Source organism: Phycicoccus flavus (genome assembly GCF_004025965.2).
In the GTDB taxonomy this organism is placed as follows: Bacteria; Actinomycetota; Actinomycetes; order Actinomycetales; family Dermatophilaceae; genus Phycicoccus; species Phycicoccus flavus.
In genome coordinates this window covers 1-16,348 of record NZ_SAYU02000086.1, presented here as the reverse complement: position 1 = coordinate 16,348, position 16,348 = coordinate 1, and the positions used below count along the sequence as shown (strand labels likewise).

Below are 16,348 nucleotides of genomic sequence, written 5' to 3'. Positions count from 1 at the left end.
CCCGACCATGCGCCGGATACCCTGTCCGGGCACTGGAGGCGTCGCCTAGTCCGGTCTATGGCGCCGCACTGCTAATGCGGTTTGGGTCTTAAAGCCCATCGAGGGTTCAAATCCCTCCGCCTCCGCGCGCTGAAACCCCCGGACGCTCTGCGGCCGGGGGTTTCGTGCGCCCGGACCCCTCGACTCCCGACCCCGGACCCCGGACCCCGGACCCCGGACCGCATGGACGTGCCCAGCAGTCACCGGCACCGAGGCGGGGTGCCTGCCCCGGCGCCGCGGTGGTTCGCCCCGGAACCTTCGGGTTCGCCGGGGAACGGTGAGGCGGCGAACCCGAAGGTTCCGGGATCAGGCGAGAAAGTCGCGTCTGGGTGGAGGGGGCGGGGCGATCGCGGGCTGGGACGTCGCCGGCGCCGGCCGCCCGAGGCGGGTCCCTGCCCCGGCGCCGCGGTGGTTCGCCCCGCAACCTTCGGGTTCGCCGGGGAACGGTGAGGCAGCGAACCCGAAGGTTCCGGGATCAGGCGAGAAAGCTGCGTCCGGGTGGAAGGGGCGGGGCGACCGCGGGCTGGGGCGGCGCCGGCGACGCCCCAGCCCGAGGCGGGGGTCCCTGTCCTCGGCGCCGCGGTGGTTCGCACCGGGACGTTCGGGTTCGCCGGGGAAGGGTGAGGCAGCGAACCCGAAGGTTCCGGGATCAGGCGAGAAAGTTCGTCGGGGTAGAGGGGCGAGGCGACTGCCGGACCAACCTTCGCGGGCGCCGGTCGCCCGAGGCGGGGGTCCCTGTCCTCGGCGTCGCGGGGGTTCGCACCAAGACCTTCCGGTTCGCCGGGGAACGGTGAGACGGCGAACCCGAAGGTTCCGGGATCAGGCGAGAAAGTTGCGTCGGGAGGTGGATGGGGCGGGAGTGGCGGGTGGGGGTGCGGAGGGGTCCTGCGCTGGGCCGGTGGGTGGGAGTCCCCGGGGGGCCCAGTCACCCCGGGGACTCCCGGCTAGTGGACCGCGACGACGTGCTCACCATCGCGGCTAGTGGACCGCGACGACGTGCTCACCATCGCGGCTAGTGGACCGCGACGACGTGCTCACCGTCGCGACATGCCAGCCGCGACGATGTGCTCACCATCGCGGCTAGTGGACCGCGACGCCGTGCTCACCATCGCGGCATGCCGGCCGCGACGACAGGCTCACCATCGCGGCATGCCGGCTGCGACGAGAGGCTCACCATCGCGGCTGGTGGACCGCGACGACGTGCTCACCGTCGGCGGCGCCCGGCCGGTGCGGCTCGGTCAGCGGGTCACTTGATGGCGCCCATGGACAGGCCGCGGACGAGCTGCTTCTGGGCGACCCAGCCGGCGATGATGACCGGCAGCGCCGCGATGGTCGCCGCCGCCGAGAGCACGGCGAGGAACTGCCCGCGTCCGTCGACGAAGGACCCGAGGAACGGCGGGGTCGTCCGGGCCGCGGAGCTCGTGAGGTTGAGGGCCAGGAAGTACTCGTTCCACGCGAAGATGAACGAGATGAGGGCCGCCGCCGCGATGCCCGGCAGGACGAGCGGCACGACGATCCGGACGATCTCGCGGTAGAGCCCGGCGCCGTCCACGCGGGCGGCCTCGACGATCTCGAAGGGGACCTCGAGGAAGAACGAGCGCATCATCCACACCGTGACCGGCAGGTTCATCGCCGCGTACACCAGCGACAGGACGTAGATGTTGTCGAGCAGGCTCAGCTCGTTGAGGATGAGGAAGAGCGGCAGGACGATGGCCGCCAGCGGCATGAACCGGGTGGAGATGAAGAACGTCAGGGTGGACTCGACGTTCTTGACCCGGCGAATCGAGAGGGCGTAGGCCGCGGGGATCGCGAGGAGGACGGCGATGATCGTCGAGGTCGTCGCGGCGGTGAGGGAGTTGATGAGGTAGCCCTGCATCCCCCGGTCGAAGGCGGCCTGGAAGCCCTCGGTGACGGGCTGGAAGAACACCGTGGGGTTGATCGAGGACGCCACCGACTCCTTCTTGAAGCCGTTGATGACCATCCAGAAGACGGGGAAGAAGAAGATGAGGACGAGGACCCACGTGAGGATCGTGAGCAGCGTGCCCTTGGTGCGCGTGTTCATCGGCTGCCTCCTGCCATGAAGACCTTGAAGAGGGTGCGGAGCGCGACCGTCGCGACGATCAGCGTGAGGACGACCGTGACGACGCCGTAGGCCGCCGCCTGGCCGATGTCGAGGCCGATGAACGCTCGCTCGTACAACAGGTAGGCGAGCGTCTTGGTGCCACCGGTGCCCTTGGTGAGGATGGCGATGGGGTCGAAGACCTGGATGATGATGACCGACCCGAGCAGGACGCCGATCTCGACGTACATCCGCATGTGCGGCAGCGTGATCCACGTGAACGTCCGCCAGGTGCCGGCCCCGTCGACCTGCGCCGCCTCGAGGACGCCCTTGTCCTGGCCCTGCAGCCCCGCGAGCAGGATGAGCATCATGAACGGGGTGAACTGCCAGGTCAGCACGATGATGACGGTGGCCAGCGGGTGGTTGGTCCCCCAGGAGACGACCGGCAGCCCGAGCGAGCGGCTGACCCAGTTGAGGATGCCGATGTTCGTGTCGAACATCGAGTACTTCCAGATGAGGGCGGCCGCGGCCGGCATGACGAGGAACGGGGTGATCATCAGCGTGCGGGCGACGGCGCGGCCGGGGAAGGCCCGGTCCAGCAGCAGCGCGAAGATCATGCCGAAGACGACGGAGAGCACGACCGACGCGGCCGTGATCGAGACGGTCGCCACGATGGAGGGCCAGAGGTCGCCCGAGGTGAGCGCCGAGACGTAGTTGTCGAACCCGGTGAAGCCCCGGTCGTTGGGGCGCAGCAGGTTGTAGTTGATCGTCGAGACGACGATCGTCACGAGGAACGGGATCTGCGTCAGCAGGATGAGCAGGATGATCGCCGGGGCGGCCAGGCCGCGGGCGGCTCGCAGCTCGGACGTGTTCACGCGGCGGGGCTCGGTGGCGGTCTCCGCCTTCACCGTGTCGACCTCGGTCACGGACATCTGGGCACTCCCTTGTGCATGGGGACGTGGGTGATGGCGCCGGGAGGCGGTCCGGACCCCCCGGCACCGGATGGGCCCCGGGGGCTCAGCCGCACGGCCGAGCCCCCGGGGCTCCGGTCACTTCTGCGCTTCGCCGGCGGCGGCGGCGAGGTCCTGGCACTTGCCCAGGGCGTCGTCGACCGAGGTCCGGTTCGCGATGTAGTCCGCGATGAGCTGGGCGCACTGGTTGCCGACGTCCTGGAACTCCGGGATGGAGACGTACTGGATGCCGACCCACGGCTGCGGGTTGACGCCCGGCTGCTCCGGGTTCACGGAGTTCATGACGTCGAGGGTGATCGGGGCGTAGGCGGCCGCGGCCTCCTTGTACTCCGGGATCTCGTACGTCGAGTTGCGCGAGCCCGGCGGCACGTTGCTCCAGCCGATCTGCTCACCGACGAGCTTGATGTAGTCCTTCGACGTCGCCCACTTCACGAAGTCGACGGCCTGCTCCTGGTTCTTCGTCGTGGCCGGGACCGCGAGGTTCCAGCTCCACAGCCAGCCGGACTCCTGGGTCTTGTCGACCGGCATGTGGGCGTAGCCCATCTTGCCCTTGACCGGCGAGTCGTCGGCCTCGAGGAGGGACGCCGCGACGGAGGCGTCGGCCCACATCGCCGCCTGGCCCTCCTTGAGCGCGGTGAGGCACTCGTTGAAGGAGTAGGACACCGGGTCGGCCTCGCCGGACTCGTCGAGCATCGTCTTGTAGAAGGTGACGGCCTGCTTCCACTCCGGGGAGTCGACGGTGGCGTTCCAGTCCGCGTCGTACCAGTTGCCGCCGAAGGTCTGCACGACCGTCGTCAGCGGGGCGAACAGGTCACCCCAGCCGGGCTTGCCGCGCATGCAGATGCCGGCGGTGTTGCCCTTCTTGAGCTTCTTGGCGGCGTCCGCGACCTCCTGCCAGGTCGGGTTCTCCGAGAGGGTGACACCCGCCTTGTCCAGCATCTCCTTGTTGTACATGAGGATGGAGGACTCGCCGTAGAACGGGACGGCGTACTGCTTGCCGTCGTTGGAGATGGCGGCGCGGACCGGCTCGAGGATGTCCTCGACGTCGTAGTTCGAGTCGGAGGCGAGCGGCTCGGTGAGGTCGACGAGCCAGCCGTTGGCACCCCACTGCGGCGTCTCGTAGGCGCCGATGGTGACGATGTCGTACTGGCCGGCCTTGCTCGCGACGTCCGCGGTGACGGCCGCCCGCAGGTCGGCCTCCTCCATGACCTGGAAGTTCACGGTGACGCCGGGGTTGGCCTTCTCGTACTCCCCCTTCAGCTGCTCCATGTCCTTCATCTGGCCGTTGTTGACGGTGGCCAGGTTGAGGGTGACGTTGCCGCCCTCACCGCCGGCGGCGCCGTCGTCGGACTTGACGGCACCCCCCGAGCAGGCGGCGAGCGTCAGCGCGGACGCCAGCGCTCCCGCCCCGAACACCAGGGCGCGCTTCTTCGAGGGCATTCCTAACTCCTTTGGTAGGTCATGTTCCGCTCCCGGCGACCGGTGCGCGGAGGTGGTCGTGCGTCCCGGGGGTCCGGGGGCCCTGGGGGTCTCGGTGCCAGGACGCGGCCAATGTAGGAAGGCGGCGAGGCGTCCGACAAGCACCACAGCCCCCGCCGATTCGATACTATTTTTCCGCGCTCACCCGTGCAGGGCCCTTCTCGGGTGAGCAGGTCGGCGTGATGAGCGGGTCGCAGCGCACCGAGGGCCCCGATGTCAACGAGGAGTGGTGACGATTTCGTATCAGTCGACGGGGACCCCCCGGATCCGGCTCGCGGGCTTCCCCTCCCTGGACGTCGAGGAGCCCACCGACGAGGAGCTCGTCCGCAGCCCCTACCTGGAGGCGCCGCGCCGCGAGGTCATCCCGCCCAACCCCCAGCACGCGATCCGCGCCCTGACCCACGACTTCCCCAGCGAGATCTGCGGCTGGGGCGCCCACCCCGAGTACGAGATCCACCTCATCACCAAGACCTCGGGCAGCTTCATCGCCGGCGACCACGTCGGGACCTTCCAGCCCGGGCACGTGAGCATCATGGGACCGAACCTCCCGCACGACTGGGTGAGCGACCTGCCGGCCGGTCAGGTCGCCGTCGACCGCGACGCCGTCGTCCAGTTCTCCGACGAGTGGATCCGCTCGTGCATGGAGCTCATCCCCGAGCTGCACGAGATCGACGAGGTGCTCGCCCAGTCCACCCGCGGGCTCGTCTTCTCCGGGGCGACGGCCTGGCGGGCGGCGGAGGCGATCCTCGAGGTCACCCGCACCCAGGGCGCCGCGCAGATGGCCGCGTTCTTCCGGCTGCTCGCGCTGTTCGCGCAGTCGCCCAAGGAGGAGCGGGAGGTCGTCGCGAGCGAGTGGCTGGGCCGGCCCACGGACGCGAACTCGCTCAACGCCGTCGAGGCCGGGCTGTCCTACATCTTCGAGAACCTCACCGGCGACATCCGGCTCTCGACCGCGGCGCGGATGGCGTACATGTCCGAGCCGTCGTTCTCGAAGTACTTCAAGAGCGCGACCGGGACGACGTTCAGCGCGATGGTGAAGAAGCTGCGGATCGCCCACGCCCGCCGGCTGCTGGACACCACGGAGCAGACGATCGCTCAGGTGGCGGCGCACAGCGGCTACCGGAACATGGCGAACTTCAACCGCCAGTTCCTCGCCGAGGTGGGGACGACGCCGACGACCTACCGGAGGCTGGAGTCCTCCGAGAAACCCCCGCCCGAGGTCTTCAGCCTCGGGCTGCGGGCCCCCGTCGACTGACCCGGCGGGGTCAGGCCTCGACGGGGCGCAGGGAGCGGTCGAGGGCGCCGTGCACGCCGTGCTCGGCGATCTCGGCACGGGCGGCGAGGAACTCCTCGCGGAAGCGCTCGTCGGCGCCGAGGTCCCCGAAGATGCGGGTGAGCCCGAGGAACGCGGCGGGGTCCTCGTCGGCGGCCGCAGCGCGCATGGCGTCGGCGTGCACGTCCGGGGGGATCTCGCTCTGCGGCAGGCCGTCCCGGGCGACGAGAGCCCAGTACTCGGCCCAGGCGGCGACCATGAGCGCGCCCAGCCGGATCGGCCGGTCGGCGGCGAGGTTGTCGCGGACGGTCGGCAGCGTGAACGTCGCCATCCGGTTGCCGCCGTCGGTGGCCAGGCGCACGAGGGTGTCCCGGACCGCCGGGTTCGAGAAGCGCTCCAGGAGCGTGTCGACGTACCCGGGCAGGTCGATGCCGGGCAGGTCGCCGAGGGTGGGGGCGGCCTCGTCGCTCATGTAGCGCAGCAGGTAGTCGCGCACCCGCTCGTCGCGCATCGTCTCGTCGACGAGGGTGTAGCCGAGCGGCGCCCCGAGGTAGGCGATGGCCTGGTGGCTCGCGTTGAGCAGCCGCAGCTTCATCAGCTCGTAGGGCTCGACGTCGTCGACGAACTGCACGTCGACCTCCTCCAGCGCGGGACGGCCGAGCGGGAACCGGTCCTCGACGATCCACTGCGTGAACGGCTCGGCGGGCACCGGCCAGCGGTCCTTGACGCCGAACTCCTCCGCCAGCGAGGTGCGGTCCGCGTCCGTCGTCGACGGCGTGATGCGGTCGACCATGCAGTTGGGGAAGGCGACCTCGGCGGCGATCCAGTCGGCGAGCGCTGGGTCGACGAGCCGGGCGAACCCGACGACGGTCTGCCGGCAGACGGTGCCGTTGCCCTGCAGGTTGTCGCAGGAGAGGACCGTGAACGGCTCCAGCCCCGCCTCGCGGCGGCGGCGCAGGCCCTCGACGACGAAGGCGAACGCCGTCCGCGCCGAGTCCAGGTGCTCGACGTCGTGGACGACGGCCTCGTCCGTCGGGTCGAACTCGCCGGTGCCGGCGTCCTTGAGGTAGCCGCCCTCGGTGACCGTGAGGGAGACGATCCGCACGCCGGGGTCGACGAGCCGTGCGTAGACCTCGTCCGCGTCCTCCGGGCCGAAGAGGTACTCCAGGACCGAGCCGACCACGCGAGGCTCCAGCGAGCCGTCGGGGTGGCGCACGACGAGGGTGTAGAGGCAGTCCTGGGCCCGCATCGCGTCCCGCATGGCGGCGTCCTGGGGCAGCACGCCGACCCCGCAGATGCCCCAGTCCAGGCCCTCGCCGCGCTCCATGAGCCGGTCGAGGTACATCGCCTGGTGGGAACGGTGGAAGTTGCCGAAGCCGAAGTGGACGACGCCCACGGAGGCGGCGGTGCGGTCGTAGCCGGGGGAGGAGACGCCACCGGTGGGGAGATCGGCGCTGATCCGAACGGTCACGGGAGGTCCTTTCGCGCGGGACGTGGAAACCCAGGCGCATGCAACCAGCGACGGCGACGCCCGCCAAGGGGGCGCCGGGGCATCGGAGAAAAGCATCGACAGGCGAGCGGATCGCATCGAACCGGCCGTCACGGGCCGTCCACACCACCGGTCGGGCGGTGCCGGACGGCCGCCGCTCCCGTCCCGGGTGGGGTCAGGAGCAGATGTCCTGGTCGGCCGTCCGTGCCTCGATCGTGTCAGACGGACGTCGCGAGCCGGCGCTCGGCGTCGGGGCGGACGACGCCGTGCCGGACGGGGACGGCGACGCGGAGGCCGGCGGCGCCGCCGCGCCGGATGTCGTCGGGGACGACGCCGGCGCGGACGGGGACGGGCTCGGCCGCACCGTCCCGTCCTCGCGGAGCGTCCTCCACAGGCGCGACGCCGCCGGGGTCCACTGCACCCGGTTGGGGTCGGCCGGGTAGGTCGTCGTGGGGACGGTGACGAAGGCGATGCGGCCGAGACCGACGTGCTGGAGGGAGGTGGCGATGTCGCGCATCTCGCCGAGCCCGAGGCCCCGGTCAGTGCTCAGCGACCGCGTCGCGGCGTCGAGGAACGCGTACAGCCGGTCCGGACGCAGCAGCAGCGAGGTCCGTGTCGCCTCCTGCACGACCGACGCGAGGAACGCCTGCTGGCGGCCGATCCGGCCGAGGTCGGAGCCGTCGCCCTCGGCGTAGCGGGCGCGGACGTAGCCGAGGGCCTGGGTGCCGTCGAGGACGTGCCGGCCGCGGGCCAGGACGAGGTGCGCCTTGGGGTCGTCGATCGCCGTGGTCGTGCAGACGGGTACCCCGCCGAGCGCGTCGACCATCCGGGCGAAGCCGCGGAAGTCGACGACCGCCACGTGGTCGAGCCGCAGCCCAGTGTCGCCGCGCAGGGTACGGACGAGGCAGGCCGGCCCGCCCATGCTGAAGGCCGAGTTCTCCTGCTGCACCGTCCACTGCCGCCGGGGGACGGAGGCGTCGCAGCCGGGCGGCATCGGGATCATCGAGTCACGCGGCACCGACACGACGGTGACCCGCTGCCGGTCCGCCGAGAGGTGGACGACGAGCGTGGTGTCCGAGCGGGCGCCGCTCACCGACGCCGCGTCCGGGGTGTCCTGCCCGACGCGGGTGTCGGAGCCGATGACGAGGATGTCCATCGGGCCCGTGGCCGCGGCCGGCGGGGCCGCGGCCAGCGCACCGTGCAGGTCGATGCGGGTGATGTTGCTGTCCAGCCGCCACCACGCGACGCCGAGGGTGATGCCGAGGACGACGCACACGGTGAGCAGACCGGCCAGGGCCCGGCGCCGGCGGACGACCCGTCCCGGGCGCGGCGCGCGGCGGGGACCGCCGGAGGGGTGGGCGCGAGGGGGCACCGTCCGAGACTAGGAAGCGAGGCTGGGGACTTCCTGACGACGACGGCGCCGGACCAGGCCCAGCAGGCGGGCCCGCAGCGCCGGCCTCGGGGTGAGGACTCCGGGGATCCGGTCGCCGGTCTCCTCCATGCCGCGCCGCGGGCCGCACCGCGACCGGTCCTCGCTGCGGGTCCCAGGGTCATCGGCTTGTATGGAGGCATGCGCCGACGTCTCGCCCTCGCGCTCACCGTCCTCCTCGTCACCGGCGCGGTCGCCGGCGGCTGGTGGTGGACGCGGGTCGAGGCCCAGCGCGACACCGCGGCCCGGGTCGCTCTCGGGACCTACGTCGACGGCTGGCGGGCCCGCGACCTCTCGAACGTCCCCTTCGCGCAGGAGGGCGCCGCGGCGGACTTCGCCGCGGCCGTCGAGGGGCTGCGCAACGCACCGGTCACGGTCCAGGAGGGCGAGCTGGACCGCAGCGGCGACACCGCCGAGTCCTCGCTCGACGTCTCGTGGACGCTGCCCGGCGGCGTCGCCTGGACGTACACGACGCCGGTGCGGCTCGTGGAGCGGGAGGGCCGCTGGCTGGTCACCGGCCCGGGCGACGGCTCGCCGTGGCACCCGGACCTCGCCGCCGGCGCGACGATGCGGCTGGAGCGGACGCCGGCCGCGCGGGCCGACCTGCTCGACCGCGACGGGAAGCCGCTCATGCCCGAGGGCACGGTCTACCGGATCGAGCTGGACCCGGTGAAGGCCGACGCCGCCGACGCGGCGACGCTCGAGGAGGTCACCGGCGTGACGGGCGGGTCGGTCGTCGACGCGCTGGCCCAGCGGACGAAGGACTCCTCGCAGGCGCCGATCCCCGTCATCACCTACCGTGCCGCGGACTACGAGGCCCGCAGGGCCCGGCTCGACGCGATCACCGGCGTCCTCGCGACCAAGGGCACCCAGCCGCTCGGTCCGACACGCGCGTTCGGCCAGCCGCTGCTCGGGACCGTCGGCGAGGTGACCGCCGAGATGGTCCAGGAGAGCGACGGCCGCTACCTGCCCGGCGACGTCGCGGGCCGCAGCGGCCTCCAGGCCCAGTACGACGAGCAGCTGGGCGGCACCCCGGGCGAGTCGGTGGTCTCCAGCGCCGGCCCCACCCTGTTCACGACGAGGCCCGAGGCCGGAACCGACGTCCGCACCACCCTGGACCCGCGGGTGCAGAAGGCGGCCGAGTCGGCGCTCGCGGACGCCGACCTCGCCGTGCCGGGCGCGCTCGTCGCCGTCGACGTGCCGTCCGGGCAGGTGCTGGCCGTCGCCAACTCCCCGAGCTCGGGCTTCGACCGCGCGCTGACCGGCCACTACCCGCCGGGCTCGACGTTCAAGGTGGCCTCGACCTATGCCTACCTCACGAAGGACGTGACGACCCCGGACGCCGTCGTGCCGTGCCCGACGACGACGACCGTCGACGGCCGGTCCTTCCACAACTACGCGGGCGAGTCGATCCCCGGGCGCGTGCCGTTCAGCCAGGACTTCGCGCACTCGTGCAACACGGCGTTCATCTCGCTCTCGCAGGAGCTGGCCACCACCGACCTGCGCGACGCCGCGACGGCGCTCGGCATCGGCGCCGGCTGGGGCGACACCCTCGGGGTCGACGGCGCCTTCGACGGCAGCATCCCCGAGACCCGCAAGGGGACCGACCAGGCCGCGGCCGTCATCGGGCAGGGCCGCGACGAGGTCTCGCCGCTGTCGCTCGCCGTCATGTCCGCGAGCATCGCCCGCGGGACGTACGTGCCGCCGGTGCTCGTGCGCGGGGGCGACGGCGGTCCTCGCCCGTCGGCGCTGGACGGGCGGGCGGTCGGTCAGATCCGCTCGATGATGTCCGACGTCGTCACCTCCGGCACGGCCACCGTCATGCGCTCGACGCCGGGCGGCCCGGTGCGCGGCAAGACCGGCACCGCCGACCACGGCGTCGACGAGGAGCCGTACACGTGGTTCACCGGCTACCAGGGCGACGTGGCGTTCGCCGTGCTCGTCGAGGAGGGCACGAGCGGCGGGGAGACCGCCGCCCCCGTCGCGAAGGACTTCCTCACCGCGCTGGCCCGCCGCTGACCACGGCGGACGCGGACGACCCCCGCCCGGTGGACCGGACGGGGGTCGTCGCCGACTCGGGGGACCCGGGTCAGAGGGGGCGGACCTTGTCGGCCTGCGGACCCTTCGGACCCTGGGTGACCTCGAACTCCACCTGCTGGTCCTCGTCGAGCGTCCGGTAGCCCTGGACGTCGATGGCGGAGTAGTGCACGAACACGTCGGGGCCGCCGCCGTCCTGGGCGATGAAGCCGAAGCCCTTCTCGGCGTTGAACCACTTCACTTTGCCCTGTGCCATATGGGGAGATCTTCCTTTGCCTGCGTAGCACTCGGCCGGTGCCCGTCGCACCGCCCGCGGATGCGACTCCAGCCCCCTGTGGCGCTCATCGGTCCGACACTTCGAGGTACTGCTGTTGCTGCAACCGCGAGGAACCTAGCAGAACCGGAGGCCCCGCGCCCGGTGCGCGACGCGGGCGACGCGAGGTCTCTCGGGCGGGGTGACCGGGAGGCCACACGGGGGTGTCCGGGCGGTGTCCGGGACGCCTCCCGGACACCCCGCGGGGGACGGCGGAGGCGACGGTCCCGGTGCTCCGGGACCGTCCCCTCCGCCGGCGTGCCGTCCGCGAGGTCGGCCGGCCGACCTCGTCAGGCAGTCGGCTCCAGCGTCTTCGCGCCGGTCATGATGGCGACGCCGTCACCCATCTCGTGCGACTGCGGGGTGATGACGCCGGCGCAGCCACCGAGCCGCTGGATGTGGATGCGGTCGGCGACCTCCCACACGTGCGGCATGTTGTGGCTGATGAGGATGACCGCGAGCCCGGTGTCCCGCAGCTGCTTGATCATGTCGAGCACCATGCCGGACTCCTTGACGCCGAGCGCCGCGGTCGGCTCGTCGAGGACGACGACCTTGGACCCGAACGCCGCCGCCCGGGCGACCGCCACCGCCTGGCGCTGACCGCCGGAGAGCGTCTCGACCGCCTGACCCATGTTCTGGATCGTCTGGATGCCGAGGTTCTGCACCGAGGTGCCGGCGCGCTCCTTCATCCCCTTCTTGTCGAGCATCCGGAAGACCGACCCGAGGATGCCGGGCCGGCGCTCCTCGCGCGCCAGGTAGAGGTTGCTCGCGATGTCCAGCGCCGGGATGACCGCCAGCTGCTGGTACACCGTCTCGATGCCGGCCTCGCGGGCGTCCTGCGGCCGGCGGAAGGTCACCCGCTTGCCCTCGAGCTCGAGGGTGCCGGAGTCGGGCACGTAGGCGCCGGTGATGCACTTGATGAGCGTCGACTTGCCGGCGCCGTTGTCACCGATGACCGCGAGCACCTCGCCCTTGTAGAGGTCGAGGTTCACCCCGTCGAGGCCGACGACCCGGCCGAAGGTGATGACGAGGTCGCGGGCCGACAGGATCGGGTCGGACTCGTAGATGTGCCGCCGCGACTCCGGGATCGCGTCGTGGGTCAGGGGCAGCCGCTCGGCGCTCATCGGGTCCTCCGGCCAGGGTCGGAGGGACGGGGGAGCGAGGAGCTCGTCGGGGTGGTGCTCATGCCTTCACCTTCCGGATCCACTGGTCGATGGCGACGGCGACGATGACGAGCACGCCGATGGCCAGGTACCGCCACTGCTGGTCGACCCCGAGCTGGGAGAGCCCGAAGGCGAAGGTCTGGACGATGAGCGCCCCGATGAGGGTGCCGATGAGCGTGCCGCGACCGCCGAAGAGGCTCGTGCCGCCGATGACGACCGCGGTGATGCTCTGGAGGTTGGCGTCCGGGACCGCGTTGGGCGTCGCCGCCCCGGCCCGGCCGATGAGGAGCCACGCCGCGAGGCCGTAGATGAGCCCGGCCACGGTGTAGACCCCGAGGAGGATCCGCTTGCTCGGCACGCCGGAGAGGCGGGCCGACTCGCGGTCGTCACCGACGGCGTACACGTAGCGTCCCCACGCCGTCTGGGAGATGACGAACCCCATGACGATGTAGATGAGCGCGACGACGACGATGCCCCAGGTGAGCCGGAAGGCCCCGATGCCGAAGCCCTCGCCGAGGAAGTTCAGCAGCCGTGGCATCCGGTCGGCCTGGATGCTCGAGCCGCCGGAGTACAGCAGCGCGATGGCGGTGAAGATGCTCAGCGTGCCGAGCGTGACGATGAACGGCGGCAGGTTGATGCGGGTGACGAGGAAGCCGTTGAGCGCTCCCGCGCCGGTGGCCAGGGCCACCCCGATCAGCAGGGCGATGAGCCCCGGCATGCCGCCGTCGGCCGCGAGCGAGGCCATGACCATCATCGACAGCACCATGACGGCGCCGACGGAGAGGTCGATGCCGGCCGTGAGGATGATGAGGGTCTGGCCCACCGCGAGCGCGGCGACGACCGCCGTCTGCTGCAGGAGGATCCCCATCGAGCTGGCGGTGAGGAAGGTCGGCGTCGCGATGAAGAACGCGACGAACGCGACGACCAGCAGGAACAGGGGGCTCAGCCAGGGACGTCCGTGGAGGACGTGCTGGAGCCGCTGCAGCGGGCTCTGCTGCCGCCGGGAGAACTCGGCGGCAGCAGAGCCTGTCGTGGTGGTCATGCTCACTTGCCCCAGCAGATGTCGGCACCCTCGGTGGAGTCGATGCTCTCGACCCCGTCGACGGGCTCGTCGGTGACGAGCTTGACGCCCGTGTTGAAGAAGTCCAGGCCGTCGGTGGGCTTGGGGGCCTCGCCGCCGCGGGCGATCTTCGCGATGGCCTCCATGCCGAGGGTCGCCATCTTCAGCGGGTACTGCTGCGACGTGGCGCCGATGACACCCTTCTTCACGGAGTCGACGCCGGCGCAGCCACCGTCGACCGAGACGATGATCGCGTCGCTGTTGCCGGCCGCCTTGAGCGCGGCGTTCGCGCCGACGGCGGCGGGCTCGTTGATCGTGTAGACGAGGTTGATGTCCTTGTTCTTGGCCAGGCACCGCTCCATGGCGCTGCGGCCACCGTCCTCGGCGCCGTTGCTGGCCTCGTTGCAGACGATCGTGTAGTCGCCGCCCTTGCCGCCGGTGTACTTGCCGGTCTTGGCCTCGTCGCCGTTCTTCTTCGGGTCGCCGACGTCGATGCCCATGCCCTCGAGGAAGCCCTGGTCGCGGTTGTAGTCGACCGAGACGATCTTGTCGTCGAACAGGTCGAGCAGCGCGATGACGGCGGGCTTGCCGTCGAGCGTGGCCGCGGCCCACTCGCCGTCGAGCTTGCCGGCGAGGCGGTTGTCGGTGGCGAAGGTGATGTCGACGGTGTCGGCCGGGTCCGGCGGGGTGTCGAGCGCGATGACGTAGAGGCCGGCGTCGCGGGCCTTCTTGATGGCGGCGTTGACGCCGGTCGACATCGGGGTGATGAGGATGCCCTTGTCGCCACGGGCGATGGAGTCCTCGATGGCGGTGATCTGGCCCTGGTCGTCGCCCTCCTGCTTGCCGGAGGCCACGGTGAGCTTCACGTTGTTCTTGCCGGCGTCCTCCTTGGCGCCGTTCTGCATGGCGACGAAGAAGGGGTTCGTGGAGTCCTTCGTGATGAGGGTGACGCCGACGCTCTCCTCACCGCCGCCACTGCCACCGGCGGCGGTGTCCGAGGAGCTGGAGCGGTTGCAGGCCGTGGCGGTGAGTGCGAGACCGACGATCGCGGCGGAGGCGACGAGACGGTGGGCGGCGCGGGACGGGCGGACCGGAAGCGAATGCATGTCCGGGACTCTCCTTTGAGTGCTGGGCGGTGAGAGGTGCTCGGGTGACAACCTCACGTGACAACGTTGTCAGGACGTAGATGTAGCAGCCATCTTGCGCTGCGGTCAAGTCCTGGGCTACACATCTCGCTGTGGATATGACATCGTTGTCTGACCGTGACCGACCTCGCGCCACCATGCGGGAGGTCGCGGCCCTGGCCGGGGTCAGTCTGAAGACCGTCTCGCGTGTCGTCAACGACGAGTCCGGGGTGTCGCCCGAGGTGCGTGGCCGCGTCACCGCCGCCGTGCGCCGTCTCGACTACCGGCCGAACCTCGCCGCGAGCAACCTGCGGCGCACCGGGGCCCGCACCGGACTGGTCGGCGCCCTCGTCCAGGACGTCTCCAACGCGTTCTCCGCCGGCCTGCTGCGCTCGCTCGAGGACGCTGCCCGCTCGCGGCACACCGCGGTGCTCGCCGCCAGCCTGGACGAGGCCGCGGACCGCGAGCAGGAGATCGTCCACGACCTCGTGACGCGCCGGGTCGACGGTCTCGTCCTCATGCCGGCCACGGAGCGCCAGGACTACCTCCAGGCCGAGCTGCGGGCCGGCACCCCCGTCGTCTTCGTCGACCGGGCTCCGAGCGGCGTCGCCGGCGACGCCGTGACGGTCGACAACGCGCTCGGCGCGCGGAAGGCCGTCGAGCACCTCTTCGACCGGGGCCACACCCGCGTCGCCGGGCTGTTCCACCTGGCCCGGGTCCCCACCGCCCGCGACCGGTTCGCCGGGTACGGGAGCGCGCACGCCGAGCGCGGGGTCGGCGTCGACCCGCGCCTCGTCGTGCTCGGGCTGTCCTCGGCGGAGGAGGCGGAGCGGGCCGTCCACGGGCTGCTCGACCTCGACGACCCGCCGACGGCGGTCTTCGCCGGGCGCAACATCCTCACCGAGGGCGCGGTGCGAGCCCTGCGCGACCGCGGCCTGCAGCACACGGTGGCGCTCGTCGGGTTCGACGACTTCCCGCTGGCCGACCTCCTCGACCCCGGCATCAGCGTCGTGCGCCAGGACGTCGGGCGGATCGGCGCGGTCGTCGCGGAACGGCTGTTCGCCCGCATCGACGGCGACCCCGAGCCGCCGGTGCACCTCGTCGTCGACACCGAGGTCGTGCCCCGGGGGTCGGGGGAGATCCGTCCGGCGGGCTGAGCCCCGGCCTCAGGCGTGCGGCGGCGGGGCCTGCTCGACGTTGACGGTGGGGATGCCGACGCCCGAGCGCGCGATGACGGCCAGCGACGGCTCGCGGCCGGGGTTGGACTCCCGGTGCACGGTGAACGCCGGCACCTGGACGTAGCTGCCGGCGACGGCGTCGACGAACCCCTCGACACCCTCGCACTCCAGGCGCAGCACCCCGCGGACGACGTAGAGCATGCTCACGTTGGAGTCGTGGTGGTGCCAGCCGGAGACCGCCCCGGGGTCGGTGACGACCTGGCCCGCCCACAGCCCCGGCACCTCGAACGCCCGGCGGCGCAGCATCCCCGTCGTCGGGTCGCCGACGACGAGCTCGTCGTCGGTGACGACCCGTACCGGCTCGCGCGCGCTCTCGGTCATCGCCTCACCGTACCCGCGGCCGCCGTCCGCCGTCCCTGGCCGGACCGGTCCCCGGGCCGGCGTGACGGGCGGCGGAGGGCGTGGGATTCGAACCCACGATGACGTTGCCGCCATAGCGGTTTTCAAGACCGCCGCACTAGGCCACTATGCGAGCCCTCCTCACCCGGCGGGGCCGGGCGCCGCTCCAGCGTAGGGCGTCCCGGCCGCGGCGCCCCCGGCCTCCCGGTCGCGGCGGACGTCCGGCCGGGGCAACGCGAGGGGGCGGACCGGGGCCGCCGTCCGGGCGAGGACGGCGCGGGTATGGGTAGGGTCGAGCCGACGAAAGGAGCCCCCATGGGCAAGCTGACCTTCCT

At 71.7% G+C, this 16,348-nt stretch carries 13 protein-coding genes and 2 tRNA genes; 4 read left to right on the top strand and 11 right to left on the bottom strand.

Annotated elements, in window-relative coordinates; all coding sequences use genetic code 11:
- The first annotated feature begins 34 nt into the window (after positions 1 to 34).
- Positions 35 to 125: transfer RNA gene (locus tag EPD83_RS18165), tRNA-Ser, on the top strand.
- 1,160 nt (positions 126 to 1,285) lie between these two features.
- Here EPD83_RS18165 and EPD83_RS18160 read toward each other — a convergent pair.
- From EPD83_RS18160 to EPD83_RS18150, 3 genes are all read right to left on the bottom strand, one after another.
- A complete protein-coding gene (locus EPD83_RS18160; protein ID WP_128365815.1) occupies positions 1,286 to 2,101 on the bottom strand; it encodes a carbohydrate ABC transporter permease in 816 nt (271 codons plus the stop codon).
- On the bottom strand, positions 2,098 to 3,030 hold the full coding sequence (locus EPD83_RS18155; RefSeq protein ID WP_128365816.1) for a carbohydrate ABC transporter permease: 933 nt from the start codon (positions 3,028 to 3,030) through the stop codon (positions 2,098 to 2,100). The genes EPD83_RS18160 and EPD83_RS18155 overlap by 4 nt, the downstream gene beginning before the upstream one ends.
- 117 nt (positions 3,031 to 3,147) lie before the next feature.
- Positions 3,148 to 4,509, bottom strand: a complete 1,362-nt coding sequence (locus EPD83_RS18150) for an ABC transporter substrate-binding protein (protein ID WP_128365817.1) — start codon at positions 4,507 to 4,509, stop codon at positions 3,148 to 3,150.
- A gap of 268 nt (positions 4,510 to 4,777) precedes the next feature.
- On the opposite strand from EPD83_RS18150, the gene EPD83_RS18145 reads away from it, so the two are divergent.
- Positions 4,778 to 5,803, top strand: a complete 1,026-nt coding sequence (locus EPD83_RS18145; protein WP_235950706.1) for a helix-turn-helix domain-containing protein — start codon at positions 4,778 to 4,780, stop codon at positions 5,801 to 5,803.
- 10 nt (positions 5,804 to 5,813) lie between these two features.
- On the opposite strand, the gene EPD83_RS18140 is transcribed toward EPD83_RS18145, so the two are convergent.
- Both EPD83_RS18140 and EPD83_RS18135 read right to left on the bottom strand, forming a co-directional pair.
- Positions 5,814 to 7,292 (bottom strand): mannitol dehydrogenase family protein, encoded by a 1,479-nt coding sequence (locus tag EPD83_RS18140; RefSeq protein WP_235950704.1) that lies wholly within the window; start codon positions 7,290 to 7,292, stop codon positions 5,814 to 5,816.
- Positions 7,293 to 7,485: 193 nt separating this feature from the next.
- Positions 7,486 to 8,682, bottom strand: a complete 1,197-nt coding sequence (locus EPD83_RS18135; protein WP_165566959.1) for an LCP family protein — start codon at positions 8,680 to 8,682, stop codon at positions 7,486 to 7,488.
- Positions 8,683 to 8,880: 198 nt separating this feature from the next.
- Here EPD83_RS18135 and EPD83_RS18130 point away from each other — a divergent pair, with 198 nt between their 5' ends.
- Positions 8,881 to 10,758 (top strand): penicillin-binding transpeptidase domain-containing protein, encoded by a 1,878-nt coding sequence (locus EPD83_RS18130; RefSeq protein ID WP_128366288.1) that lies wholly within the window; start codon positions 8,881 to 8,883, stop codon positions 10,756 to 10,758.
- Between the two features lie 70 nt (positions 10,759 to 10,828).
- On the opposite strand, the gene EPD83_RS18125 is transcribed toward EPD83_RS18130, so the two are convergent.
- From EPD83_RS18125 to EPD83_RS18110, 4 genes are all read right to left on the bottom strand, one after another.
- Positions 10,829 to 11,032 carry a cold-shock protein gene (locus EPD83_RS18125; RefSeq protein ID WP_128366287.1) on the bottom strand — a complete coding sequence of 68 codons (204 nt, stop codon included), beginning with the start codon at positions 11,030 to 11,032 and terminating at the stop codon, positions 10,829 to 10,831.
- 347 nt (positions 11,033 to 11,379) lie between these two features.
- The gene (locus EPD83_RS18120; RefSeq protein WP_128366286.1) at positions 11,380 to 12,213 is read right to left on the bottom strand and encodes an ATP-binding cassette domain-containing protein; all 834 of its coding nucleotides are present in this window, start codon (positions 12,211 to 12,213) and stop codon (positions 11,380 to 11,382) included.
- Between the two features lie 58 nt (positions 12,214 to 12,271).
- Positions 12,272 to 13,294 carry an ABC transporter permease gene (locus EPD83_RS18115; RefSeq protein WP_128366285.1) on the bottom strand — a complete coding sequence of 341 codons (1,023 nt, stop codon included), beginning with the start codon at positions 13,292 to 13,294 and terminating at the stop codon, positions 12,272 to 12,274.
- Between the two features lie 2 nt (positions 13,295 to 13,296).
- Positions 13,297 to 14,418, bottom strand: a complete 1,122-nt coding sequence (locus EPD83_RS18110; RefSeq protein WP_128366284.1) for a substrate-binding domain-containing protein — start codon at positions 14,416 to 14,418, stop codon at positions 13,297 to 13,299.
- Between the two features lie 176 nt (positions 14,419 to 14,594).
- Between EPD83_RS18110 and EPD83_RS18105 the strand changes: the two genes are divergently transcribed.
- A complete protein-coding gene (locus tag EPD83_RS18105; protein WP_205859600.1) occupies positions 14,595 to 15,593 on the top strand; it encodes a LacI family DNA-binding transcriptional regulator in 999 nt (332 codons plus the stop codon).
- A 9-nt stretch (positions 15,594 to 15,602) separates the two neighbouring features.
- On the opposite strand, the gene EPD83_RS18100 is transcribed toward EPD83_RS18105, so the two are convergent.
- Both EPD83_RS18100 and EPD83_RS18095 read right to left on the bottom strand, forming a co-directional pair.
- Positions 15,603 to 15,995 carry a cupin domain-containing protein gene (locus tag EPD83_RS18100; protein ID WP_128366282.1) on the bottom strand — a complete coding sequence of 131 codons (393 nt, stop codon included), beginning with the start codon at positions 15,993 to 15,995 and terminating at the stop codon, positions 15,603 to 15,605.
- Positions 15,996 to 16,067: 72 nt separating this feature from the next.
- Positions 16,068 to 16,154 (bottom strand) — tRNA-Ser (locus tag EPD83_RS18095).
- Positions 16,155 to 16,348 lie beyond the last annotated feature (194 nt).